We start from the raw sequence: 23923 nt of genomic DNA on the forward strand, positions 1-23923 counted from the left end.
CGCCGACCTGGTGCCCACCGCGCAACTGCTCGACACCTACAGCCCCGAAATCTACTGCTTGATGCGCAATGAACACGATGCGCTGCCCGCCACGGGCGCGGCCGAGGGCGGTTTCAACGGCTACTCGTTGAACATGAACACCGAGGCGCTCTCTGGGCTCGGATTGATCGCCAACCCGGTATCCGCGCTGCCCGTCCTCGCGTCGATGGTGGGCGGCGTCGTCGGCGTGGTGGGCGGGGCGCCCAACCCCTACGTCTATCCCGAGAACCTGCCGCGGGTGAATGCGCGCGGCGGCCCGGGCGGTGCGCCGGGGTGCTGGCAGAAAGTCACCCGCGATCTGTGGCCGGCACCGGAGTTGGTGATGGACACCGGCAACAGCATTGCGCCCTACAACCACCTCGACACCGGATCGCCGTATGCGATCGAGTACGTCTGGGGCCGCCAGGTCGGCGACAACACCATCAACCCATAGCAGCCCGTCAGGCGCCGTGAGAATACTTACCCGGCAAGCCAATTCGGTGTGTAGATCAGCCGCTCACGCTTGGGAAGCCGCCTTCGACCGCGCGCTGGATTTCAGGTCACGCCCAGCGCCGGCCGACATCGAGGCGGCCTCCCCGCGAGCCAGACCGACGGTCGCGATGATCACCACGGCCGTCGTCACCGCGATGACAAACCATTCCCAGCCGCCGGCTGCCAAGGTCTCGTTGAGCACGACGATGCCGAGCACCCCACCCACCACGGGCTTCGCCACGATGATCGTCGGCAGCGACGCGGTGAGGGCGCCGGCCCGATAAGCAGACTGGTGATAGATCATCCCGGCCACCCCGCAGGACACCAGCGCGTACAGCTCGAAGCTGTGCCACACCTGGCCGGGGTGGCGTTCCAGGATGTCGACGACGCCTTTCATCAGGACCGCGAACACCGCCAGTAAGGTGCCGGCCACCGCCGCCAGCAGCAGAGCCGCAACCGGGCGATCCGCCCACACCCGCGCGCCGAACAAACCCAGCAGCAACAGCGGGACGATCACCACGGCCACCACGATCCACGTGTGCAGCGGTGCCCGCTGCTGGCCGCCGGTCGGGTCTCCGACCGAGATCAGCACCGCCAGCGCCACCGCCAGGACCAGCGCCCAGCTCCATTCCCGGCCGGTGATGCGGTTACCGGTCATCCGCGAATAGATCGGCAGGGCGAACAGCAACGCCGTCACCTGTAACGACATCACCAGCAGCACGGAGCCCTTGTCCAGTGCGGCGGCCAGCAGCACGTAACTGCCGATATCGCCCAAACCGCCCAGCCACCAACGCTTGTCGCGCAGCAGCATGCCGAACAGGGTCAGGTGGCCCACCCGTTTGTCGGTCACTTCCTGCGCGGAGCGCTGCCGAACCACGTTGCCGATCGCGGACGCCAGCGCGGCGCACAGGGCGAGAAGGGCCGCCAGATTCGCGTCCGACATGGCATTACCTCCTCGCTGCGTGCGGTTGAGTTACCCAACTAATCTAGCCGCGCCCCGCGTGCCCGGTGCGCGGACGGGGTTGTCCGGGTGAGCGGGTTGAATGCCGGGACCGCTCAGAGCGGGAATTTCGTTTCGGTGAGCCGCTCGGACAGTTCCCAGAGGGCGGTGGCAGTGCCGGCGCGCTTTGCCGGCCAGTTGCGCCATGTCGGCTGGGTGCGGCCGTACAGTCCGAACCGCGGGCCGACGAAGGTGTCGCCCGGCAAATCCTGCGAGGCCGCATACAGCGTCTGGCGGGCGCCGAACTCGGCGTCGGTGGAGACGATCCGGTCGACCGCCAGGACCGCCGCGTCGCCCAGCTTGCGGCCCGAATTGCCTTGCAGGTTCGTGTGCGACCAGCCGGGGTGGGCCGCCAGCGCGCGCACCGATGTGCGGGCGCCGTCCAACCGCCGCTGCAGTTCCTTGGTGAACAACAGGTTGGCCAGCTTCGACTGGCTGTAGGCCAGCCAGGCCGAATACGGCCGGGACTGGAAGTTCAGGTCTTTGAGGCTGATGTAGCCGAAGTGGTGCATCAGCGAGGACACCGTCACCACGCGATCGGTCAGCTTGGGCAACAGCAGGTTCGTCAACGCGAAATGGCCGAGGTGGTTGGTGCCGATCTGGCCCTCGAAGCCGTCGACGGTGACCGCATGTTTGGTGGCCATGATGCCGGCGTTGTTGATCAATACGTCCACCGTGTCGATGCCCTCGGCGAAGCGCCGCACCGACGAAAGGTCTTGCAGGTCGAGCTGGCGCACCTCGACCGTCCCCGCCCCGGGGCCGGGCGCTGAAGCGGTCATGCGCGCGGCGGCGGCATGGCCCTTGTCGGTATTGCGGACGGCCAGGATGACCCGGCCACCGACCCGTACCAACTCGCGCGCGGTGATCTCGCCCAGCCCCGCGTTGGCGCCGGTGATGACGATGCTTCGCCCGGCGAACGAGGGCAGCTCCGCTGCGGTCCAATTCGGCATGGCAAACACCCTAACTTCGTAATTGCGACGGCAACTGCCGGGCCGCGGGGACTGGCGGAGGCGTGCGGCAGCGTTGCGGGGCAACTCGGACGCGCGGGTATCGTGCCTGGGATGCCCAGCGAAATCCCACCTGAGCGATGGATCGGACGACATTTTTTCGGGCGCGCATGGGGGTTCGCCGGATGTATCTAGGCGTCATCGTCAATCCGAAAGCGCGGAAGAATCGCGCCGCCTCTCGCGACCGCATCGCCGGACTGCGTCGCATCGTCGGTCCTCACGGCGAGGTGCACGAGACCAACTCGATCGAGGAGCTGCACGGCGCCATCCAGCAACTCGCGCCGCGGGTGACCCACCTCGTCGGCGATGGCGGCGACGGTGCGCTGCACTGGTTGATCAACGAGATCGAGCGCTGCATCGATGATCCGCAGCGCTGGCCCGCGTTCGTCCCGACCAACGGCGGCAGCGTCAACGCCGTGGCGCGCAAGGCCCGGGTGCGCGGAAGGCCCGAAAAGATCATCCGTGCGCTGGTGTCCGCCGCCGAGACGGATCAACCTCCACCCGACGAGATCCTGGACACGCTGGTGCTCGACGGCGAAACCGACGACGGCGCAGCGTTTCACCGGCTCTGCTTCGGGCTGGCCGCCGGGGGCGTCGGGAACCGTTTCTACGACCGGTATTACGACTCACCCGATCACGGTCGGCTGGCGGTCGCCCGGGTGATCGCTCGCAGCTTCGGCGATTACCTCACCTCGAAGGTCGCCCCGAGCCGGGTGAAGACGCCCAACTACGCCTCCATCCTGTTCACACCGACGCGGGCGCGTGTGGTGATCGACGGCGATGAGGTTCCGTCGCGCACGCACAGCTTGTTGCACGCCGGCGCGATCGACCTTCGCATCGGTGGGCCGCTTCGGTTGTTCCCCAAGGCGTCCGAGCCCGGTGCGCTGCATTTCCAGGCCGGAAACCTCCGGCCATCCCTGATCGTGGCGCAGCTTCCGACGGCACTGACCAACGGCATGCTGCGCGGCAACGGGCTGCGCGACGTCAACGGCAAGGAGATGACGATCGAGGCCGAGGACGAACCCCTGTCGCCCATCATCGACGGTGAGCGTTTCCTCGGCATCGTGAAACTGGTGGCGCGCGCGGGACCGCGGATCCGCATCGCCAGGCCCGCGTAGCCGGCTGCGGCCGGCATCCAATCGCCCTTGGCGGCCCACCCGCACGCGCGGTTTCCGGGCTCGCGTTATCCTGCGGATAATTGCGATTTCTATTTGCGATTTGGCCTGTGAGTGCGACGATGGTAAAAGACTTAATTGACTCGGGCGGTCGCTTGACCGTTTATAGTAAATGCGCGGATTAGTAGATACGTACTTCAGTACTTCAGGCCGTGGCGCAGGGATAATACCTGGTCGCGAGCGACTGAGATACTGAAATCCGTAGCAGCGGAGATCAGCATCCGTGCATTTAAATCGGACGGGTATCTGAATCCTGTGAATGCAATGTGTGATGACCATTTAGGCTGTTCAACCCTTTGCTAAGGGCGGGCCGGCAGCGCTACATTGGATTAATAATTACCGACGTGAGTCGTGCTCGGGCCAAGCCAACCTGGAAGGGGGATCACTCCGACATGGAGACGCTGATCGATTACCTACACAAATGGGAAGCGCAGAAGCCGGACCAGACCCTGTTTCGCTTCGTCGATGCCGATGGCCGGGAACTCGAGCACTACACCTACCAGGGCTTCGCCGAACGCACCCGTGAACTGGCCGCCTACCTGTCCAAGGAGGCCGGCCTCGAGTCGGGCGATCGTGCACTGCTGGTCTACTCGCCCGGACTCGAAATGGTCGCGGCGCTCTATGCCTGCGCCCGCATCGGGGTGATCGCCGTTCCGGTCAGCCCGCCCTTGCCGATGTCCTTCGATTCCGGGCTCGCCAAGCTCAGCTTCATCGCCCGCGATTGCGGGGCCAAAGCCGTGCTGTCGACGAAGCAGTTCGAATATGACTTCCGCCTGCTGCTTGGCCAACGGCACGGCCAGCAGCTCTGGGCGGACGAATCCGGCGCCGGCCTGCCCGAGCTGCCCTGGTTCGCCACCGACGGCGCCCAGGACTTCGGCGGCGCGCCCGTCGCGGACACGCCCGGCGAGGTGCTCTTCCTGCAGTACACCTCGGGCTCGACGAGCGATCCCAAGGGTGTGATCGTCACCCACGCCAACATCATCGCCAACGGTTTCGCCTTCAGCGGCGGCGACGTGGTGGTGGCCTCGTGGCTGCCGCAACACCACGACATGGGGCTGATCTCGGCCTACATGTTCGTCGTGCTGTTGGGCGGAACCACGCATGCGATGTCGCCTTTGGACTTCCTCGCCCGGCCGGCCTCCTGGCTTCGGCTGATCAGCGACGTGCGCGCCACGCACACGCCGGGCCCCAACTTTGCGCTCGAATACTGCCTGCGCGAGGACAAGCTGCCCGCCGCCGAGTTGACCGGCGTGGACCTCAGCAGCCTCGAATGCATCGTGGTGGGCGCAGAACCGCTGCGCGCCAACACCTTCGCTCGCTTCCGGCAGCGATTCGCCGAGTATGGCCTGCGGCCCGAGGCGCTCACCGGCGCCTACGGCATGGCCGAATTCACCCTGACCGTGTCGATCCGCGGGCGCCAGACCATCGCGGTGAACAAGCGTGGACTGGAGCGCAACGTCGCCCGCGTCGAAAAGGCGCTGCCCGAGAACAGCAACCAGGTCACCTTGGTCAGCTGCGGCAAGCCCATCGAGGATGCCGTGGTTCGCATCGTCGATCCCGAATCCCGGCGGGCGTTGCGCGACGGCCGCGTCGGCGAGGTCTGGCTGGCCGGACGCTCCAAGGGTGCCGGCTACTGGAACCGGCCGGAGCTCACCGCGGAGATTTTCGGCGCGCGCGTCGCCGGTGATGACGAGCGCACCTACCTGCGGACCGGAGATCTCGGCTTCGTCTACGAGGGCGAGTTGTTCGTCTGCGGCCGCAGCAAGGATCTGATCATCGTCCGCGGCGTCAACTGCTACCCCTCCGACATCGAAGCCGTCGTCGAGCGCACCGCCGCGCAGATCCGCAAGGGCTGCGTCGCCGCCTTCTCGGTCGAGCACGATGAGTCCGAGGCGCTGATCGTCGTCGCCGAGGCGCGCGACCAGCACAGCCTTCCGGACGCCAAGACCCTGGCCCGCGCGATCCGGCGGCACTGCCACATCGATCCGCACACAATCGTTTTCGCACCGCCGCGCAGCATTCCGAAGACCACTTCGGGCAAGATCCGGCGCTCGTCGACACGCCAGCTGTGGCTGGACGGCAAGCTGCCCACCTTCGCGAGCTGGATCAACCAGTCGGCCAACCGAACTCACGATGGCCTGGCTGACGGCGCGGGTCCGCTGGAGCGCTTCCGCAATCTCATCGAGAGCTACGACCTGAGCGGCGATGAGGACTGCTCGTTCGCCGATCTCGGCATCGACTCGCTGGCGTTGGCCGAACTCCGCACCGACCTGCAGGCCTTGCTGGCGGAGAACGGCGCGGGGGAGCTGGCCGAAGAGGTCAACACCCGCCTGTTGCAGCGGCTGACGGTGTCCGAATTCTTCGGGCTGGTCCGCCAATTCGGCGAGGGGACCGGGCAGCCGCTCGACGCGCTGCGCCGCGCGCTGGATCAGATCTCCGCCGAGTACGAGGCCTACGAAGCCGCGCAGATGCGGGCCGACGCGGCACTGCCGCTGCCGGAATTGGCACCTGCGCGGCCGGGTGAGCCCACGGATCTGCTGCTCACCGGCGCGACCGGATTCCTCGGGCCGTTCCTGGTGAGCAGCCTGCTGGCGCAAACCTCCTTTACGGTGCATGCGCTGGTGCGTGCCACGGACGCCGCGCACGGCCTGGACCGCATCGTGGCGTCGCTGCGCCGCGCCCAGCTATGGACGCCGGCGCTGGAAGCCGACGTTCGCGCGCGGGTCCGCGTCGTCTGCGGCGATCTCGCCGAGCCCGCGCTGGGCATCGGGGAGGCGGCCTTCCAACAGCTGGCGCAAGACGTCGATGCCGTCGTGCACAACGGCGCCCTGGTCAACTACGTGCGCACCTATGACGCCCTGCGGCCGGCCAACGTCGAGGGCACCCGCGAGCTGTTGCGGCTGGCGATGACCAACCACCGCAAGGCTTTCCACCTCGTCTCCAGCACGTTCATCTACGGCTGGAGCACCGAGCCGGTGGTCGGAGAGTGGGACGCCAACGAAAAGATGGCCGGCCTGGACTTCGGCTACTCGCAGACCAAATGGGTCGGCGAGCAGCTGGCGCTGGCCGCGCAGCGCAAGGGACTCGACGTCCGCATCTACCGGCCGTCGCTGATCTCGCCGACCCGCGCGGGCTTCGGCAGCCAGGACGACATCCTGGTGCGCTTGACGGCGTTCATGATCGAGCACGGCGTCGCCGTTAACGCGCTCAACCAGATCAGCCTGCTGCCGGCGGACCTGATCGCGGATCACATCGTCACGCTGATGGGCCTGCCGGACGAGTCGGGCAGCGTCTTCAACATGACCGCCGACGACTACTACAACCTCACCGACGTCACCCGGATCTTGTCCGAGCGGTACGGGTATCGCTTTGACTACCACGACATCCCGTCGTTCACCGAGCAGCTGAACCGCCGCTGCACGCCGAACGATCAGATGTACCCGCTGGTCGATTTCCTCACCCGGTCGGCGGACAAGATCGCGGCGATGCGGGACAAGCGCTACGACAACACCCAGTACCGCCACCGACGCGGGCTGGCCAAGGTCCGCCTGCGCGAGCCGGCCCTGACCGAGACGGTCGATCATCTGGTCCGGTTCTTGCGCAGCGAGCGTTTGATCACTGAGGTGGAGGACGAGGCGCAGCGCAGCGCCTAGCCTTACGATCTGACGGAAAGGGATGGCGACGATGTTCACCGTCGATGACAAGGCAACCGGCCCGCACGACGCTTCGCTCGACCACGAGCGAATCGTCCTGCAGGCGCGTGACGTCGACTTCGACTGGTCGACGCTGCCGTTCTACTACGTGCCCAACGAGCCCTTCACCACGCACTTCTGCAACGTGCTGCACCTGTTGTTGCCGGCGGGCGAGGAGTTCATCGTCGCCGCTTTCAAGGACACCCTGCCGCTGATCAAAGACGATCAACTTCGCCGCGATGTGCAGGGATTCATCAGCCAGGAGGCGATGCATTCCCAGGCGCACGCGGGGGTGCTCGGGCACTTCGCGGTCAAAGGCATTGACGTGACCCCGTTCACCGACCAAATGCGTTGGCTATTCACCCAACTCATCGGCGACCGGCCGCGGTGGAGTCCGCGCCGGCGGCAGAGCTGGTTGCTCGAGCGGGTGTCGATGGTGGCCGCACTCGAGCACTACACCGCCATTCTGGGCGAGTGGATTCTCGACACCCCGCAGCACGACGCCATGGGCACCGATCCGGTGATGCTGGACTTGTTGCGTTGGCACGGCGCCGAGGAAGTCGAGCACAAAGCGGTTGCCTTCGACACCATGAAGCACCTGCGCGCCGGGTATTGGCGGCAGGTGCGCACCCAGCTGCTGATCACCCCGGCGCTGCTGTGGTTGTTCGTCCGCGGCGTGCGATTCATGTACTCGGTCGACCCCTACCTGCCCCCCGGCACCAAGCCGCGCTGGCGGGACTACTTCCGCGCCGCGCGCCGGGGTTTGGTGCCCGGCCCGTTCCAATTCCTCCGGGTCATCGGCGCCTATTACACGCCGAGTTTCCATCCTTCCCAGCTGGGCGGGGTCGGGCGCGCGGTCGACTACCTGGCCCGCTCGCCCGCGGCCCGCGCGTCGCACTGACGATGACGAACGAATTGGCGTCAACTACCGTCACCGCCTCCGACGGCGTGCGACTGGCGGTGCATGCCTACACCGACGTCGACCCGGGGCGCCCGACGATCCTGGCCATCCACGGCTATCCGGACAACCACCACGTATGGGACGGCGTGGCGACGACATTGGGTCGCCGATTCAATGTCGTGGCGTATGACGTCCGCGGTGCCGGCCAATCCTCAACGCCGCCAGGCCGTTCGGGATACCGGCTGCCACAGCTGGTCGCCGACGTCGGCGCGGTGATCGAGCGTCTCGGCGTGGACGAGGTGCACCTGCTGGCCCACGACTGGGGATCGATCCAGGCCTGGGCGGCGGTCACCGACGACGCCGTGATGGGCAAGATCGCCTCGTTCACCTCCGTCTCCGGCCCGCACCTGAACTACGCGGGCAAATTTTTGCGGTCGGCCCGCACGCCGCGCGCGCTTCTCGACGTGGTCAAACAGGTCCTGGCCTCGTCCTACATCTGGTTTTTCCTGTGCCCGGGCGTGCCGGAGCTGGCGATCCGGTCCCGGGCGACGGTGAAAGTCTTTGAGGCCGTTGAGCGTATCGGCGGATCGGGCGCTCGTAGCCGCGGCGGTCAGTACCGCTCGGTCGATGACTACCTGAACGGGCTCAACCTGTATCGCGCGAACATGCCCGCACCGATGCTGGCGCCCCCGGCGCAGTTGCCGCGGACCACCGTTCCGGTGCAGGTGCTGGTCGCGCGCCAGGATTATTTCGTGTCGCCCGCCCTGCAACGGTTTACCGGCTCCATCCCGGAGGGCGGCAGGGTCGTGCCGATAGAGGGCGGGCATTGGGTGGTCACCGCCTACCCCGACGTCATCGCCCGGCTGACCGGTGAGTGGGTCGACCTGATCGCCTCCTCCGGCGACCGTCGCGGCATCGGCTAGATGTGAGGATGATTGTGGCGCAGACTATTTGGGACAGCATCCCGGCCGACCTGTACGGCCGTCGCAAGCGTGACCGCATGTACACCGCGTTGTACGGCGTCGGTTCGCTGTTCGGTGGCCTAGCGTCGGCGTCGCGGTGGACATCCGCGCGGGTTCAGTCCGTGCGGCGCACCACCACCGCGGTGGTCGCCAAGCGCGAACTAGTGACGCCCGACGTGGTCGCGCTGACGCTGGTCGACCCCGACGGTGGGTTGTTGCCGTCCTGGACACCCGGCGCCCACATCGACGTTCGGCTGCCATCGGGCCGGCGCCGACAGTACTCGCTGTGCGGTTCGCCCGGCCGGCGCACCGACTATCGCATCGCGGTGCGCCGCATCGCCGAGGGTGGCGGTGGTTCGATCGAAATGCACGATGCGTTCAAGGCCGGCGACAAACTCGAGTTCGAAGGGCCCCGCAACGCGTTCTATCTCGTCACCGACGAGCGTGAGGTGTTGTTCGTGATCGGCGGCATCGGGGTGACACCGATTCTGCCGATGATCCGCACCGCCCAGCAGCGCGGAATCGATTGGCGCGCCGTCTATGCCGGTCGCAGCCGAGATCACATGCCGCTGCTGAACGAGGTGGTGTCGGTGGCCCCGGACCGGGTCACCGTGTGGGCCGATGACGAGCGCGGCCGATTGCCCACCGCGTCCGACTTGCTTGCCGACGCGGGGCCGGGGACGGCGGTGTACGTGTGTGGCCCCACCCCTATGCTGGAATCGGTGCGCATCGCGCGCAACGACCACGCGGACGCGCCGCTGCACTACGAACGTTTCGGCCCGCCGCCGGTGGTCGATGGTGTTCCCTTCGAGTTGGAACTGGCCCGCTCGCGGCGAGTGCTCAGCGTGCCGGCGAACCGGTCGGCGCTGGACGTCATGCTCGACCGCGATTCGACCACCGCATACTCCTGCCAGCAGGGGTTCTGCGGAACTTGCAAGGTCAAAGTGCTTGGGGGACAGGTCGATTGCCGCGGGCGCACCGTCGAGGGTGATGACGAGATGCTGGTGTGCGTTTCCCGCGCGAAATCCGGGCGCGTGGTGATCGACGCCTGAGCGCTCGATGCGCCAGCTAACGGGCGGTAGCGCAGGGCAATTCTCTTCGAATACAGTAGGTTTCGAGGACCTACATCGGTCCGGGAAGCTCCCCCAGATCAGACAGCTCGGCGTGGACGGATTCGATGGCGGCGCGGTATTGCTCCTCGCTGAGCGTTTTTGTGTAGTACCGGTTCATCCGGAGCTGGTATTGCTGGTCTCGGAGTTGCCGAATGCGGTCGAGTCGGGCGGTGTCGGTCGCCGAAAGTTTGAGTTCCTCGATGCTGATGTGGCCGGCCATAACGTGTTCTATCGGAGAGAGCCGATAGCCGCAATGAGCCAGCATCTCCAGATAGGCCTTGTAATACGGTCTTTCGCCGACGCGCCACGTGTCGCGTTGGGCTCCCCACTCGAAAGCGGCCAGCACCATCGCCAGGATCACGACATCGGAGCGCACGTCGACGTTGGCCCGCGCCGCCAACTGCTCTCCACTGGATTCGTTGATCCCCAGCATTTCTGCCGCCAGCGTCATGCTGGCGGGACAGTGCAGCTCGGTCAGGTAGTGGAAATTGCGGGCGATGAAGACGTCGATCCACGGCGGCGGCGCCGCTAGCAGATTGGCCCGAACCCACTGGCGCCGCGCATCGGCGACCCCCGAGGCGCGTCGGTCCAGTTCGCGCATCATCACCCAGTCACGCTTGGCATTGGCAGCCGCTTCGGATTCCAGCTTGACCGGTCGGCTGCCTGTGCACGTGGGGCCGCCCGTCAGCTCGTCCAGTGCCATTGGCCGGGCCTGGTCATGGGTCAGGTACGCCACGTATACCTCCAACTCCGGCAATCCCGTCCAACGGGCCAGCTCGCCCAGCGTTCTCTCGCCGGGGTATAACCTGCAGATCTGATCCTGCTGGTTGAGGTCATCGCGGGTGTAGATGAGGCCGACTTGCTGTTGTTCGTCGCCGCGAGTCCCGAGATACACGCGCCACCCGGCCGGTCCGGCAATTCCCGGTAAGAAGTGCGAAGAGATTTCGACCAACAAGTCATCGACCGTGGCCGAGGCGGGGAAAACCCAGAACTCGCGGTGCGAGTCAACATCGTCGCCCATGGCGACCGAGCCGCGGTCGACGGACACCTTCACCGTGTCTGACATCGTCAAGTCCTCACTGCCGCTGGGCCTACAAAACTATCGAAACCGCGCCGCATTGCGGGAACCATTAAGTGCTCCGTTGGGTCATGCTTAGGCAATGCCGAAGAAATCGCTCCTGTCGCTGCAGCCGGAAACCGGCTTGGGGGACCCGACGGTAGGGACGTGGCGGGCCGCCGCGCTGAGCATGGCGGTGATCGCGCCCGCGGCCTGGTACGGGCTGGGCGCGCTGCTCGGGGCGGCGGTGGCGATTCCGGTGATCTACGCTCTGGCGCGGTTGCGTGGCCATGCTCCGGAAGCGCGCAGCACCGCCGAGTTGATCGGCGCCACGCTGGGGCCGCGAGCGGGGGCGGCCGCGGGCATCGTTCAGCTGCTCGCCTACCTGGTGCTGGCAGGGAAGTTCGCTGCGACGCTCGGATTGCAAGCGCTGCAGGTGCTTTCGCCCGGTGACGATCCCGCCGCGATCGTGTCGTGGCTCCCGGTCGCCGCCGCGGCTGCGGCTCTCGTCATCGGGGCCGCGGCCTGTTGGACATCGACTCGTGTCGTGGCGTCGCTGGCGATGCCGCTCGTGGTCGCGGGCCTGCTCCTCTACGTCTGCCTCGCGGCGGCGGTGATCGCCCTCGTCGCGCTGAGCACCGACCCCGTCGTCATCGGGACGGCCGCATCACCGCGCCCGCTGTCCGGCCAGCTCGTCGGCTTCGGCTTGGGCATGGTGGGCGTCGAACTGCTCACCCTCCGCATCACGCGCGTCGCCAGGCCGGGGCGATCCATGTCGCTGGCCGTCGCGCTGGTGGTCGCGGCCGCGGTGGTGTTGTGGGTGGGTGATCACCGTGGCGTGGCGGGGCCGTGGCGATGGAGCGCCAAGATGCTGGCCGAGGCCGTGCCCGAGTTCTACGCCGACGACGGCCGGTGGTGGATGGCGGTGGCCGGCACCGCGTTGGCTGTGGCCGCCGCGCTGGTGTCCGGCTGGGCCGCGGTGCGCGCCGCCTCGGGTCTGGCGGTGATGCGCGGGGCGTCACCGAACGCCGGTCTGCGACTTTCGGTGGTGGGGCTCGTCGCGGTGGTTGCCGTCGTGGTCTCGGCGCAACGCGCTGGCTGGATCGGGCCGGCCATCTTCGGCGCGGTGCCCCTGCTGCTGATGGTGCTGTATGTGTTTGTCACAGAGGCTAATTCGCGGATCCCCGGCGACAGCGTGGTGGCCTGGTGGGTGCGGCTGGTGATGCCGGCGCTTGCCGTGGTGGCGGTGGTCAAGCCGATCGTGGATTCCGAGTTCGCCGGCGTCCGGGTGGCGACGGTGGTCGCCGCCGCGATCGGCGTGGGCGCCGCGGCCGCTGCGGCGGCGGTACTGCCGTGGCGCCGCGATACACCGTTGAAATCTGAGTAGTCTTACGGATGCCCGCGAACGGTCCACTGCCGCAGAGTCATTGGCATGACCGTTCCCAGCAGCATGTCGAAAACCACCGCCGCCTTCTTCGTTCAGGCCGCTGTCGCGTTCGCGATCAGCTTCGTGGCCGCGCTCGGCGGAATCTACTTCCTTCCGCTTGATCCTTGGCCACGATTGTTTCTCGGCATCACCTTCCTATTCCTGGTGTCCAGCGCGTTCACCCTGGCCAAGGTCATCCGCGACCAGCAGGAGGCCGCGACCGTGCGGGTACGCCTCGACGAGGCCCGCATCGAAAAGCTGCTCGCCGACTACGACCCGCTCAACGCCGCGAACTGAGTAGTACTACTCAGCCTCGACGCGTAGAAGTGCGCAGGCTCGCGCGCGCATCCTCGGCGAGGCTTCTCTCATCGCTTTTCCACCACAACGCATCCGCAGAAGGGCAGATCCGCTCCCATGACAACTCTTGTGAAGTTTCCCGGCGTCGCCGAGGTGGCCGCGAGCACGCCGGCCGATCGCGATCGCGTCCTCGACGTCATCCGCATCACATCGCTGGTCGGCGTGGTGCTCGGCCATACCGTGATGGCGGCCAGCATCATTGAAAACCACGTATTGATCTGGGACAACCTGCTCACCAGCTCGGTGCTGTTCCAGGCGATGACGTGGTTGCTGCAGATCATGCCGCTGTTCTTCTTCGCCGGAGCGGCGGCCTGCGTGTCTACCTGGGCTCCCGGCACCAACTGGGGCGGCTGGCTGATGAAACGCTGCACCAGGCTGTTCCGTCCGGTGCTCTACTATCTTGCGTTCTGGGCCGTCGCGCTGACGGTGCTGTATCGGGCACTGCCGCAACACATCTACGAGCCGATCGCCGGCGTCAGCACGCAGCTGCTCTGGTTCCTGGGAGCCTACGTCCTGGTGCTGGCGGCCATGCCCGTGCTGTACCGCATCACCACGGCCGGGCGCCTGGTCGCCGGTGTGGCGGCGGCCTATGGCGCGATCGCGCTGATCGACACGATCCGGCTGCACTGGCCGGCGATGATGCTGCTGGGGTACCTCAACCTGGCCGTCTGGCTCATTCCCGCCATGTTCGGCGTGGCCTACCGCCGCGGGCTACTCGGTGGCCGCGCCGCGCTGGCCGTCGCCGCCGCCTTCTTCGCCGTGGACGTCGCCCTGGTGCACTGGGGGCCGTATCAGATCAGCATGGTGGGCACCGGTGACCACCAGCTGTCCAACACCAGCCCGCCGTCGCTGCTGCTGGCGGGGCATGCAATCATCCTGAGCGCGTTGGCAATCGCGGCCGCACCGGCGATCGCGCGCTGGGCGCAGCGTCCGCGGGTGTGGTGGTGGACCGCCATCGGTAACTCCGGCGCGATGACCCTGTACCTGTGGCACATGCCGGTGCTGCTGGGCGTGCACCTGGCCTTCGATTACCTTGGCTGCCCGCGCTTTCCGGGCGAGCAGGACTTCCTCGCCGTCAGCCTCGCGCAAGTGCTCATCGTCGTCGTCGCGGTGGCGGTGCTGTTCGTCGCGCTGCGGCCGCTGGAGAACAACCCGCTGTCCGGTTGGGACGGCGCACCCGCGGTGACGTCACGTGGGCAGGGTCGCGCCATCGGTGCCCTGCTATGCGTGGCCGGCGTGGCCTTGCTCGCCGCGATCAGGTGGGGACTCAAGGACGACGGGCTGGTGTGCATGGCCGTGGTGGTGACCGCGCTGGTGACCGCCCGGATCGTGGCGGGTCACGGCTCTTCGTCCAGGCCGTGCTCGATAGCGTAGCGAGCCAGCTCCACGCGATTGGCGACCTGAAGCTTGCGGAATGTCGCCTGCACATGGTTCTCCACCGTGCGATGGCTCAGCGAAAGCTTGTTGGCGATCTGCTTGGCGGACAGCCCTTTTGCGACATAACGCAACACCTCGGTCTCACGGTCGGTGAGGCTGGGGCGCGCGGGGCCGTCGTCCTTGCTCTGCGCGATGCGCCGATATTCGCCGAGCACCAGCCCGGCCAGGCTCGGGGTGAACACGGCCCGCCCCGCCGCCGTGGCCGTGACCGCCTGCGCCAGTTCGGCTTTCGAGGCACTCTTGACCAGGTATCCCGTCGCGCCGGCCTTGACCGCCTCCAGCACGTCCTCGCGTTCGTCGGAGGCCGACAACACCAGCACCCGCGATGAGGTCGAGACCGCGAGCACCGCGGCGGTCGCCTGCGCGCCGTCGCCGTCGGTCAACTGCATGTCCATCACCACCACGTCGGGCTGGACCGCGGCCGCCCGCCGCTGTGCGGCCGCCACCCCGTCGGCGGTGGCGACCACGGTGAAGCCGTGCTCGGCCAGGTCACGAGCGACCGCCTCACGCCAGATCGGATGGTCGTCGACCACCATCACCGTCGTCGGCGTCCCGTCATCCGCCATGGCGTCCCTCCCCGCGCGGCACGCACAACTCCCACTCGGCGCCTTCTCCGGGCTCGCTGCGCAATTCGGCGCTGCCGCCCAACGACGTCAACCGTCCCACGATCGATTGGGAGATGCCGAGCCGTCCCTGGCGCTTCGCTTCCTCGAGCCGGCCCGGGGTGATTCCCACTCCATCGTCGCGGACACTGACCAGAACGGAATCGCCGAGGTCCTCCACGAGTACGAACGCGTGCGCATCCGGACCGGCGTGGGTGACCACGTTGTCCAGCGCATTGCCCACCGCTGCGTCGAGTTCGGTTGCCGCCCAACGTGCTAACGGCACCGGGGTGCCGGGCAGGCTGAACGACACCCGATCGGATTCCCGGCATTGGAGCAGCGTGCGCAGGTCGACGGTGGCGCCGTCTGTTTCCTGGCCGATGTCCGTGCACGCCAGCCAGCGCCGCAGCGCGCGTTCTTGCTCGCTCGCCAGGTCGGCGAGTTCTGCTGTGGCGCCGCCGATCTCATGCCCTTTCTTGGCGACCAGCGCCAGCACCTGGATGGCTCCGTCGTGTACCTGCCGCGACAGCCGGTCGCGTTCCTGCACCGCAGCCGTCAACTCGGCCGCTCGTTGTAGCTCGGCGTGGGCGCGGCGCGCGGTTTGCGCGGCCATCCCGATCGCCATGCCGATCGCCAGCTCGATGATGATCGTGGCGTTGTGCCCGAGGTTGAGCGCGAGGTAGTTCTTGACGGCGAAGTTGGTGGCCATCACCGCCAATCCCGTCAGCATTCCGCCCGCGGGGCCGAACTGGATGGCGGCCGAGATCGTGGGATTGCTCGCCCATAGCGTCGTCGGCCAGGTTTGGTTCTCGGCCGCCCAGTGCGGGCTCGCAACGAAGGTGTTCGACCACATCAGCAAGACGACGACCACGAGCTCGGCGAGCACCCACGCCGGTTTGCGGCCGAACCCCCGCAGGTAGGCGAACGCGCACGCCGCGCTCCAACCGATCAGGGCCGCGAACAGCACCCAACCCAGCGCGGGCCGAATCAGATCCGGGTTGACCGCGATCTGAAATCCGGTGGCATAGACGCAGCTCAGCAACCGGAACACCTGCGCCGCGCGCCACAGCGGCGTGGTGGGATCGGGGCCGTGATTCGCCATCGTGGCCAGCATAAGGGCGGACGGCGCCGCGGTGGACCGGCCACGAAGATTGGCCGAAAGTCCTTTGATTTAGAGCCGTCGTGCCCTCGTGGCGTCGCCGTTGATGCGTGACGGTGATACGAACAGGCGCTAGGAGAGAGGCAGAGCGAGGATGAGCATCCGCTTTCCGGACGCCGGCACGATCCGGACGGCCCTGACTTTGGCATCGCGCGCCCCGTCGGTGCACAACACCCAGCCATGGCGCTGGCGCGTCGAGGCGGCAAGCCTGCAGCTGTACGCCGACCCCGACCGTCGACTCCCCAACACCGATCCCGATGGCCGCGACCTGATCCTGAGTTGCGGGACGGCGCTGCATCACTGCGTTGCGGCGTTCGCGGCGGTGGGATGGCGCTCCCGGGTGAGTCGGCTGCCGAACGCCGACGACCCCGATCACCTTGCCACCATCGAGCTTTGGCCTCAGTCGGCCGATTTCGTCGACATCGCGCTCGCCGCGGCCATCCCCCGGCGGCGAACCGATCGACGCCACTACAGCTCCTGGGCGGTGCCGATGGGCGATATCGCGCTCATGGCCGCGCGGGCCGCCCGCACCGGTGTCACGCTGTGCCAAGTGGAAGACATCGACAGGCTGCACGACATCGTCGCCGAATCCGTCCGCGATCACCTGACCAACGACTATCTCGCCGAGCTCACGACGTGGAGTGGGCGCTACTTCTCGGTTGCGGGCGTTCCCGCCCGAAATACGCCGATATCGGATCCGGACGCCAAGATACCGAGTCGGCTATTCGCCGGTGCCACACTGCCGATGGCGCCGGATTCGTCCGCGGCCGACGACAACGCCGTGGTTCTCGCGTTGGGCACCCGCCACGACGACCGGCTGGCGCAGCTCCGCGCCGGTGAGGCCACCAGCGTCGTGCTGCTCACCGCGACGTCGACGGGACTGGCCAGTTGCCCGGTCACTGAACCACTGGAGACGGCCGAGACCCGCGCAGCGGTCCGCTCCGGCATCTTCGGCGACAGCAACTACGCGCAGATGCTGCTTCGGGTGGGTTGGGCGCCGATCAACGCCGACCCGTTGCCGGCGACCCCGCGACGTGACCTCCGCGACTTCGTCGAGTGGGCCGATTGATCGCAGGCCTAAGCGGTCATCGGACCTGCCCCTGCGGGGAATCGACCCGTCCCGCAATGGGCCACGGCCGCAACGCTATTGAAGCGACATCGGCCGAACGTCCTCACCCGCAGGGTCCAAAGTCGTTGAACCAGTTTCTTCTCGACGTCATCCGCCGAGACATATGAGATATTGGGTTGGTCTGCCGCGATTGATAGACCGGCAGGAAAGGGCCCGCCATGGTCAAGGTGTTCCTGGTCGACGACCACGAAGTCGTCCGCCGCGGTCTTTCCGATCTGCTCGCTTCCGACCCCGATCTCCAGATCGTCGGCGAGGCCGGCACGGTGGCGGAGGCGAAAGCGCGGATACCGGCGCTGTCGCCCGACGTCGCCGTCCTCGACGTTCGTCTGCCCGATGGCAACGGCATCGAACTGTGTCGCGACCTGGTGTCGGATCATCCCGACCTACGCTGCCTGATGTTGACGTCGTTCACCTCCGACGAGGCGATGCTCGAGGCGATCCTGGCCGGCGCCAGCGGGTTCGTCGTCAAAGACATCAAGGGCATGGAGCTGGCCCACGCGATCAAAGAGGTGGGCGCCGGTAAATCGCTGCTGGACAACCGGGCGGCCGCGGCGCTGATGGCAAAGCTGCGGGGTACGACCGCGCGCGACGACCCGCTGTCCGGGCTGACCGAGCAGGAGCGAACGCTGCTCGGACTGCTCAGCGAGGGATTGACCAACCGGCAGATCGCCGCGCGGATGTTCCTCGCGGAGAAGACGGTGAAGAACTACGTCTCGCGGTTGTTGGCCAAACTCGGCATGGAGCGCCGCACCCAGGCCGCGGTGTTCGCTTCGAAACTGAATCAGCGGGCCGGCCCATCATCGACAGCGCCGGACTGGTCGGGGTGACCGGCGGCGAAAACGGCTCGGGGTCCACGGAATTCGGGCAGCGCGGGCTGGTCACCAAGATGCACGCCCAGCTCGACGAGTTGCTGGACGCGCGCGATCAGATGGAGCGATTGCTTCGGGTCATCGTCGAGATCGGCGCGGGCCTCGATCGCGACGCCACTCTGCATCGGACCCTCAGTGCGGCAAGGGATTTGACCTCCGCACAATACGGCGCGCTGGCTATCCGCGATCGCGACGGCAACTTGAAGTCGTTTGTCCACGAGGGCATGGACGCCGAGACGGTTTCGCGCATCGGGCACCTGCCGGTCGGCAGGGGTCTGTTGAGCTTGTCACTGCTGGACACGCCCGCGCTGCGGATGGACGATCTGACGACGCACCGCGCCGCCGTCGGTTTTCCCGAGCACCATCCGAGAATGCGTGCCTTCCTCGCGGTTCCGATCACCATCCGCGACACCGTGTTCGGCAACCTGTATCTCACCCACACCGATCCAAAGCGGGTGTTCTCCGAGTCCGACGAGGTTGCCGCCCGCGCGTTGGCGTTCGCGGCCGCCGTCGCCATCGACAATGCGCAGGTCTTCGAACGCGAACGGACATCGGTGAAGTGGATGGAGGCCAGCCGCGAGATCACCACCGCGCTGTTGTCACGTTCCGAACCGCACCACCGCCCCCTGCAACTGATCGCCGAACGCGCGCGCGTGTTGACCGGCGCCGAACAGGCCATCGTGCTGGTGCCGGCCGACGCCGACGCGGCCGACGACGATGCCGACACGCTGGTGGTCTCCGCTGCGGTGGGTTTGCACGCCTCCGATGTGCTCGGTCAACGGGTTCCGGTGGACGGCTCCACCAGCGGCGCCGTGTACCGATCCGGCGAACCGCTGATCACCGAGGAATTGCAGTACCCGATCCAGGCCTTCACCGACGTCGGGCAGCGCCCGGCGATCGTGATGCCGCTACGCGCCCGCGACGAGGTCGTCGGGGTGATCGCGATCGCCCGCGGCGCCGAGCAGCCGCCGTTCAACGAGAGCTATCTGGACCTGGTCAGCGATTTCGCCACGCATGCCGCCATCGCGCTGGTGCTGGCGTCGGCACGCGAGGACGCGCGGCAGTTGGCCATCCTGGCTGAGCGCGAACGCATCGCCCATGACCTGCACGACCACGTCATTCAACGCCTCTTCGCGGCCGGGATGAACTTGCAAGGCACGCTGGCAAGGGCGCGTTCGCCCGAAGTGGCCGAGCGGCTCAATCGCACGCTCGACGATCTGCAGACCATCATCGAGGAAATCCGCACGACGATCTTCGCGCTCAAGGACCCGATCGCCGCGAGCGGTGATTTCCGCCGGCGCATCCAGCGGGTGGTGGCCGACCTGACCGAAAACCGTGATCTCGTCGCCACCGTGCGCCTGGACGGGCCGACGACCGCCATCGGTACCGAACTGGCCGACCACGCCGAAGCCGTCGCCACCGAAGCCGTCAGCAATGCCCTGCGTCATGCGGGCGCGTCGCGGCTGACCGTCGACGTCAGCGTCGCGGACACCTTCACCCTGGACGTGGTCGACGACGGATGCGGCATACCGGCCGGCAACACGCGGCACAGCGGCTTGGCCAACATGAAGCGGCGCGCCGAACAACTCGGCGGCACTTGTGAGATCACCAGTGCGCCCGGCGGCGGCACCCGGGTCCACTGGGTCGCCCCGCTGATCGACCACTGAGGGCCAACGGCGTTGCCCGCCAAAGTTTTACTCGTGGTCGGCGGACGGGTGGACGCGCTCATGCGCGGTCAGCATCAGGTGATCGAATTGCGACTGCGTGTTCAGCGGCAGGCCGGCTCGGCGGAAGTCTTCGGCAATCTGCTCGGCCAGCGGTCGCAGCTTGACATTCGCTTCCTGGGACAGCCACCTGAGCAAATCGAACGCCGCGCTTTCGCTGAGGCCGTAGATCAGCATCAGCATGCCCTTGGCCTGTTCGATGGCGGCCCGATTCTCGCTGATTTCAGCGATTTTCGCGCTCATCTCGTCCTCGCGCGATCGCTCGCGCGGTCCCGAGACGTCGATGTAAAACCCGTGCGTTCCGATCACGTCACCGTCGTCGTCGAAGATCCGGTCGCCGACGACGACGACGTGGCGCACATTTCCCCGGGTGTCGACGATGCGATGCCGAGTGCTGAACGCCTGGTGCGTATGGACTATTTGATCGATGGTGGCCGCGACATGCCCGCGGTCTTCGGGATGCTTGTGCGAGAGCACCAGATCGGTGGTCGGAGTGACGCTGCCGGGCTCATACCCGTGCATGCGTTGCACTTGTTCCGACCATTCCCAGCGTTGGTCGGTGAAGTAGAACCGAAACCAGCCCGCCGGTTGTGCGGCGCCGCCGGCCAACGCCCGTTCGACGTTGGCCGTCTGGCCATCGAGTTCCCATTTCATCTGGATTCGGTCTTCCTGGCGCCGGGCGAGACGTCCGCACCGGTGGTCCGGGGCCGGCGGCGGGCGGTGGTCGGGGGAGTTGACCGCCGCCCGGGCCGCCGGTCGGTCAGGCGTTGATGACCTCGCGCTCGCCGGCGCTGTCCCGGACGGCCCGCGGCGTGTCCCCGCGGCCGACCGTGATCTTGCGCGGCTTCGCCTTCTCGGCCACCGGAACATGCAGGCGCAGAACGCCTTCGGCGTAGGAGGCCTCGATCTTTTCGGTATCGAGATTCTCGCCGAGCACCAGCTGGCGGCTGAAGACGCCGCGCGGCCGCTCGGTGGCCAGCATCTCGCGGTTGGGATCGACGGCCGGCCGTTCGGCGCGCACGGTCACCACATTGCGCTCGATGTCGATGTCCAGCGAGTCGACATCGATGCCGGGCAGGTCGAACTCGACGACGAATTTCTCGCCTTCGCGCCAGGCGTCCATCGGCATCACTGCCGGCCGGGCGGCAGTGCCGAGGACTTGGTGAGCGAAGCGGTCGAGCTCACGGAACGGATCTGAACGCATCAGCATGGTGGTCACCTCTCACTCCAATCTAGGCGGTGGGTCGGCAATTTCCTATGTCTAATGACATAGATTTCATATAGCACTCTCGACAGAATGATGCAAGTGTGCTAGATAGATTTTTTGTGCGGGTAGTTGAAGGAGATGGGTGATGGCCGACTACCGCGGCGACGCGGGTGCCCCCTCGTCCGACCATGGTGTGTACGGCATCTCGGTGGCCGCCGAATTGTCCGGGATCGCGGTGCAGTCATTGCGGCTCTACGAGCGCTACGGCTTGATCACACCCGCCCGCAGCGAAGGCGGCACCCGCCGGTATAGCGCCGACGACCTGATGCGGCTCAGACGCATCAGTGAGCTGGTCGACTCCGGGGTCAACCTGGCGGGCGTCGCGCGCATCCTCGACCTGGAAGATCACAACGCCACGCTGTCGGCGGCCAACACCGACCTGCGGTCCACCAACCGCACCTTGCGGGAAGCCGCAAAAAGGACCAACGCCGTCGAACCGGACACAGCCTGAGCCGTTCCGGATTGCGCCGGCCGACGCCGGGTACCCAACCCGCTATGCCTTTGAGGAGAAGCGATGGGTGAGTTGACGGATACCGGTGCCCAGGTCGCCAGCAGCGCGCGGCAGGAAGCCGATGCCTACCGGGGCGACAACGACCGGCCACTGGGCGGCTACCTGGCGGTGATGTTCGTCTATGGCGTCGTAGTGGTCTTTGCGGTGCTGGCCGCGCTGGCCAGCGGGCGCACACTTCCGACCCGGTGGCGGGTCCAGGACCTCGTCCTGCTCACCCTGGGCACCCACAAGCTGTCGCGCACCTTGACCAAGGACGCGGTGACGAGCCCGCTGCGAGCGCCCTTCACGCACTACGCGGGCACGGGCGGACCGGCGGAAGTCCAGGAAGAGGCCCGCGACCAGAGTCAGCTCCGGCACAGCTTGGGCGAGTTGCTCACCTGCCCCTTCTGCCTGGACATGTGGGTCGCCACGGGATTCGCCATCGGCCTGGTTTTCGCACCCAGGTTCACCCGGCTCGTCGCCGGGGTGTTCACCGCACTGGCCGGCGCGGACTTCCTTCAACTCGCCTACGCGATGGCGCAACAGTCGGCCGAAGGCTGACGCCGGTCGAGTCAACTCGTCTTGGGCATGGGGATGCCCTCGCTGGCGGTGAATTGCGCGTCGTCCTCCGAGGACAACCCGATCGAAACGACCGAGCGGGTGAACAGCAAGTCGGTCAAGTACGCCAGTGACACCGCCCACCGATTGACGCCGCGTGGAATCGCGTACAAGTGGTACGACCTGGTGACGGCCTTGGCGGGCAATCCGGACAAGTGGATGTTGAGCGGGTTGGCCACCGCGTAGCGCGGTCCGAGGTCGACGACCAGGCCGAGGTTGCGGTGCTTGTACTCCTTGCTGCTGCCGTAACCGAGGCTAGCCGCGACATTGCGGGCCAGCGCCTTGCCCTGCCGGGTCGCGTGTTGGGCGGTCGGCGGCGTGACCTTTCCCGGTTGGGTCAAGTCGGGCACCGCGGCCGCGTCACCGGCCGCGAAGACGTCGGGGTGATCGGGCACCTGCAGATCGGGCTGCACGGTGAGCCGGCCTTTCTCCGTCGGTAGCCCCAGGTTCTGAATCAACGGCGCGCCGACTACCCCCGTCACCCACGCGATCGTGCGTGTCTCGATGCGCGAATCATCGCTGAGCACAACGTGATCAGCGTGCGCCTCCTTGAGGGTGATGCCGAGCCGAACGTCGATGCCGCGCTTACGTAGCACCTTGAGCGCGGCGTCACCCAACTTCTTCCCCACCTCGGGCATCACTTGGTCGGCCAGGTCCAGCAGCAAGAACCGCACCTCGGCGGGGTTGAAACCCATCTGCTTGGCCGCGGCATCGGCCAGAGCGCGCAGCTGCGCCACCAGCTCGGTGCCCGAATACGACGCGCCGACCACCACGACGGTGCGCCGGGCGGCGGCCATCCGGGCATCGTCTTCGATGTTGGCCAGCTCCAGTTGTTCCACGAAATGGTCTCGCAGATAGAGGGCTTCGGCAGTGGTCTTCAGCCCGCGCGCGTGCCTGGCGAGCCCCGGTACGTCGAACAACCGCGTCACCGAACCGGGCGTCAGCACCAAACGATCCCAGGACATGGAATGGCTGCGCTCTTCGGGATCGCAATAGGTCAGCGTGTGCCGGGCGAAGTCCACAGCGTCCACGCGTCCACGCACAGCGCGGACACCCTTGAGCGAATTGGCCAGTGGCACAGCGACAAAGCGGGCATCGACGACACCACCGGCGACATCGGGTAGCAGTGGCGTGTAGAGCATGTAGTCGACCGGCGAGATTATCGTGATGTCGACCGGGGCGCGCCGCCGCCGCAGAATTTTGGCCAGGCGACGGGCGCAGGTGAATCCGGTGAAGCCGCTTCCCACGATCACAATGGAGGTCACCCAGCCGAGTGTAGGCGGCCGTCGGGGGACCGGCGCGGTGCCCCTTGATCCCGCGCTCGCGGTCGACGCGAAAGACGTTGTGCGGGGCAGTTTTTGATGCTACCTTCGCACCGAAGCCCCTCTGTGCGCTGCGTGCGCGGTCATCGCTTGATGGGCATTCGTTG

22 protein-coding genes are annotated in these 23923 nt (G+C 66.9%); 14 read left to right on the top strand and 8 right to left on the bottom strand.

Features of this window, described 5'->3' with window-relative positions; genetic code table 11:
* A partial coding sequence (locus AC5Y4T_RS21935; protein WP_499955340.1) for an MCE family protein occupies positions 1–472 on the top strand: 472 nt, incomplete at its 5' end.
* A gap of 63 nt (positions 473–535) precedes the next feature.
* Here the strand turns inward: AC5Y4T_RS21935 and AC5Y4T_RS21940 are convergent.
* Positions 536–1453 (bottom strand): DMT family transporter, encoded by a 918-nt coding sequence (locus tag AC5Y4T_RS21940; protein WP_499921853.1) that lies wholly within the window; start codon positions 1451–1453, stop codon positions 536–538.
* A gap of 113 nt (positions 1454–1566) precedes the next feature.
* On the bottom strand, positions 1567–2460 hold the full coding sequence (locus tag AC5Y4T_RS21945) for an oxidoreductase (RefSeq protein WP_499955342.1): 894 nt from the start codon (positions 2458–2460) through the stop codon (positions 1567–1569).
* 182 nt (positions 2461–2642) lie between these two features.
* Between AC5Y4T_RS21945 and AC5Y4T_RS21950 the strand changes: the two genes are divergently transcribed.
* From AC5Y4T_RS21950 to AC5Y4T_RS21970, 5 genes are all read left to right on the top strand, one after another.
* A complete protein-coding gene (locus tag AC5Y4T_RS21950) occupies positions 2643–3635 on the top strand; it encodes a diacylglycerol/lipid kinase family protein (protein ID WP_499955344.1) in 993 nt (330 codons plus the stop codon).
* A gap of 449 nt (positions 3636–4084) precedes the next feature.
* Complete coding sequence (locus tag AC5Y4T_RS21955) at positions 4085–7345, top strand: thioester reductase domain-containing protein (RefSeq protein WP_499955424.1); 3261 nt, start codon at positions 4085–4087, stop codon at positions 7343–7345.
* Between the two features lie 31 nt (positions 7346–7376).
* Positions 7377–8285: a metal-dependent hydrolase gene (locus AC5Y4T_RS21960; protein ID WP_499921959.1), complete on the top strand. Its 909-nt coding sequence runs from the start codon at positions 7377–7379 to the stop codon at positions 8283–8285.
* Between the two features lie 2 nt (positions 8286–8287).
* Positions 8288–9208 (top strand): alpha/beta fold hydrolase, encoded by a 921-nt coding sequence (locus AC5Y4T_RS21965; RefSeq protein WP_499955346.1) that lies wholly within the window; start codon positions 8288–8290, stop codon positions 9206–9208.
* 8 nt (positions 9209–9216) lie between these two features.
* A complete protein-coding gene (locus tag AC5Y4T_RS21970; RefSeq protein ID WP_499955348.1) occupies positions 9217–10299 on the top strand; it encodes a PDR/VanB family oxidoreductase in 1083 nt (360 codons plus the stop codon).
* A gap of 70 nt (positions 10300–10369) precedes the next feature.
* Here the strand turns inward: AC5Y4T_RS21970 and AC5Y4T_RS21975 are convergent, their stop codons facing one another.
* Entirely contained in the window at positions 10370–11425 is a 1056-nt protein-coding gene (locus tag AC5Y4T_RS21975; RefSeq protein WP_499955350.1) for a hypothetical protein, read from the bottom strand.
* Positions 11426–11519: 94 nt separating this feature from the next.
* Between AC5Y4T_RS21975 and AC5Y4T_RS21980 the strand changes: the two genes are divergently transcribed.
* From AC5Y4T_RS21980 to AC5Y4T_RS21990, 3 genes are all read left to right on the top strand, one after another.
* Positions 11520–12803 carry a hypothetical protein gene (locus AC5Y4T_RS21980; RefSeq protein WP_499955352.1) on the top strand — a complete coding sequence of 428 codons (1284 nt, stop codon included), beginning with the start codon at positions 11520–11522 and terminating at the stop codon, positions 12801–12803.
* A gap of 45 nt (positions 12804–12848) precedes the next feature.
* Positions 12849–13139 carry a YiaA/YiaB family inner membrane protein gene (locus AC5Y4T_RS21985; RefSeq protein WP_499921868.1) on the top strand — a complete coding sequence of 97 codons (291 nt, stop codon included), beginning with the start codon at positions 12849–12851 and terminating at the stop codon, positions 13137–13139.
* Between the two features lie 117 nt (positions 13140–13256).
* On the top strand, positions 13257–14573 hold the full coding sequence (locus AC5Y4T_RS21990) for an acyltransferase family protein (protein WP_499955354.1): 1317 nt from the start codon (positions 13257–13259) through the stop codon (positions 14571–14573).
* Here AC5Y4T_RS21990 and AC5Y4T_RS21995 read toward each other — a convergent pair.
* Positions 14537–15202 carry a response regulator gene (locus tag AC5Y4T_RS21995; RefSeq protein WP_499955356.1) on the bottom strand — a complete coding sequence of 222 codons (666 nt, stop codon included), beginning with the start codon at positions 15200–15202 and terminating at the stop codon, positions 14537–14539. The genes AC5Y4T_RS21990 and AC5Y4T_RS21995 overlap by 37 nt on opposite strands.
* On the bottom strand, positions 15192–16352 hold the full coding sequence (gene macS, locus AC5Y4T_RS22000; RefSeq protein WP_499955358.1) for a MacS family sensor histidine kinase: 1161 nt from the start codon (positions 16350–16352) through the stop codon (positions 15192–15194). Before macS ends, AC5Y4T_RS21995 begins: the two co-directional genes overlap by 11 nt.
* A gap of 139 nt (positions 16353–16491) precedes the next feature.
* Here macS and AC5Y4T_RS22005 point away from each other — a divergent pair, with 139 nt between their 5' ends.
* The 3 genes from AC5Y4T_RS22005 (at position 16492) to AC5Y4T_RS22015 (ending at position 20062) form a co-directional block, all read left to right on the top strand.
* Positions 16492–17466, top strand: a complete 975-nt coding sequence (locus AC5Y4T_RS22005; protein WP_499955360.1) for an Acg family FMN-binding oxidoreductase — start codon at positions 16492–16494, stop codon at positions 17464–17466.
* A gap of 218 nt (positions 17467–17684) precedes the next feature.
* Entirely contained in the window at positions 17685–18353 is a 669-nt protein-coding gene (locus tag AC5Y4T_RS22010) for a response regulator (protein WP_499921877.1), read from the top strand.
* Positions 18354–18412: 59 nt separating this feature from the next.
* Positions 18413–20062 carry a GAF domain-containing sensor histidine kinase gene (locus tag AC5Y4T_RS22015; RefSeq protein ID WP_499955426.1) on the top strand — a complete coding sequence of 550 codons (1650 nt, stop codon included), beginning with the start codon at positions 18413–18415 and terminating at the stop codon, positions 20060–20062.
* Between the two features lie 27 nt (positions 20063–20089).
* Here AC5Y4T_RS22015 and AC5Y4T_RS22020 read toward each other — a convergent pair whose 3' ends face one another.
* Positions 20090–20773 (bottom strand): PAS and ANTAR domain-containing protein, encoded by a 684-nt coding sequence (locus AC5Y4T_RS22020; protein WP_499948788.1) that lies wholly within the window; start codon positions 20771–20773, stop codon positions 20090–20092.
* A gap of 106 nt (positions 20774–20879) precedes the next feature.
* The gene (locus tag AC5Y4T_RS22025) at positions 20880–21329 is read right to left on the bottom strand and encodes an Hsp20/alpha crystallin family protein (protein ID WP_499921881.1); all 450 of its coding nucleotides are present in this window, start codon (positions 21327–21329) and stop codon (positions 20880–20882) included.
* Positions 21330–21471: 142 nt separating this feature from the next.
* Between AC5Y4T_RS22025 and AC5Y4T_RS22030 the strand changes: the two genes are divergently transcribed.
* Both AC5Y4T_RS22030 and AC5Y4T_RS22035 read left to right on the top strand, forming a co-directional pair.
* A complete protein-coding gene (locus AC5Y4T_RS22030; protein ID WP_499921883.1) occupies positions 21472–21837 on the top strand; it encodes a MerR family transcriptional regulator in 366 nt (121 codons plus the stop codon).
* 63 nt (positions 21838–21900) lie between these two features.
* Entirely contained in the window at positions 21901–22437 is a 537-nt protein-coding gene (locus AC5Y4T_RS22035) for a DUF1360 domain-containing protein (protein WP_499921885.1), read from the top strand.
* A gap of 11 nt (positions 22438–22448) precedes the next feature.
* On the opposite strand, the gene AC5Y4T_RS22040 is transcribed toward AC5Y4T_RS22035, so the two are convergent.
* The gene (locus AC5Y4T_RS22040; protein ID WP_499921886.1) at positions 22449–23759 is read right to left on the bottom strand and encodes an NAD(P)/FAD-dependent oxidoreductase; all 1311 of its coding nucleotides are present in this window, start codon (positions 23757–23759) and stop codon (positions 22449–22451) included.
* Positions 23760–23923 lie beyond the last annotated feature (164 nt).

Source organism: Mycobacterium sp. NGS11, from assembly GCF_059813315.1.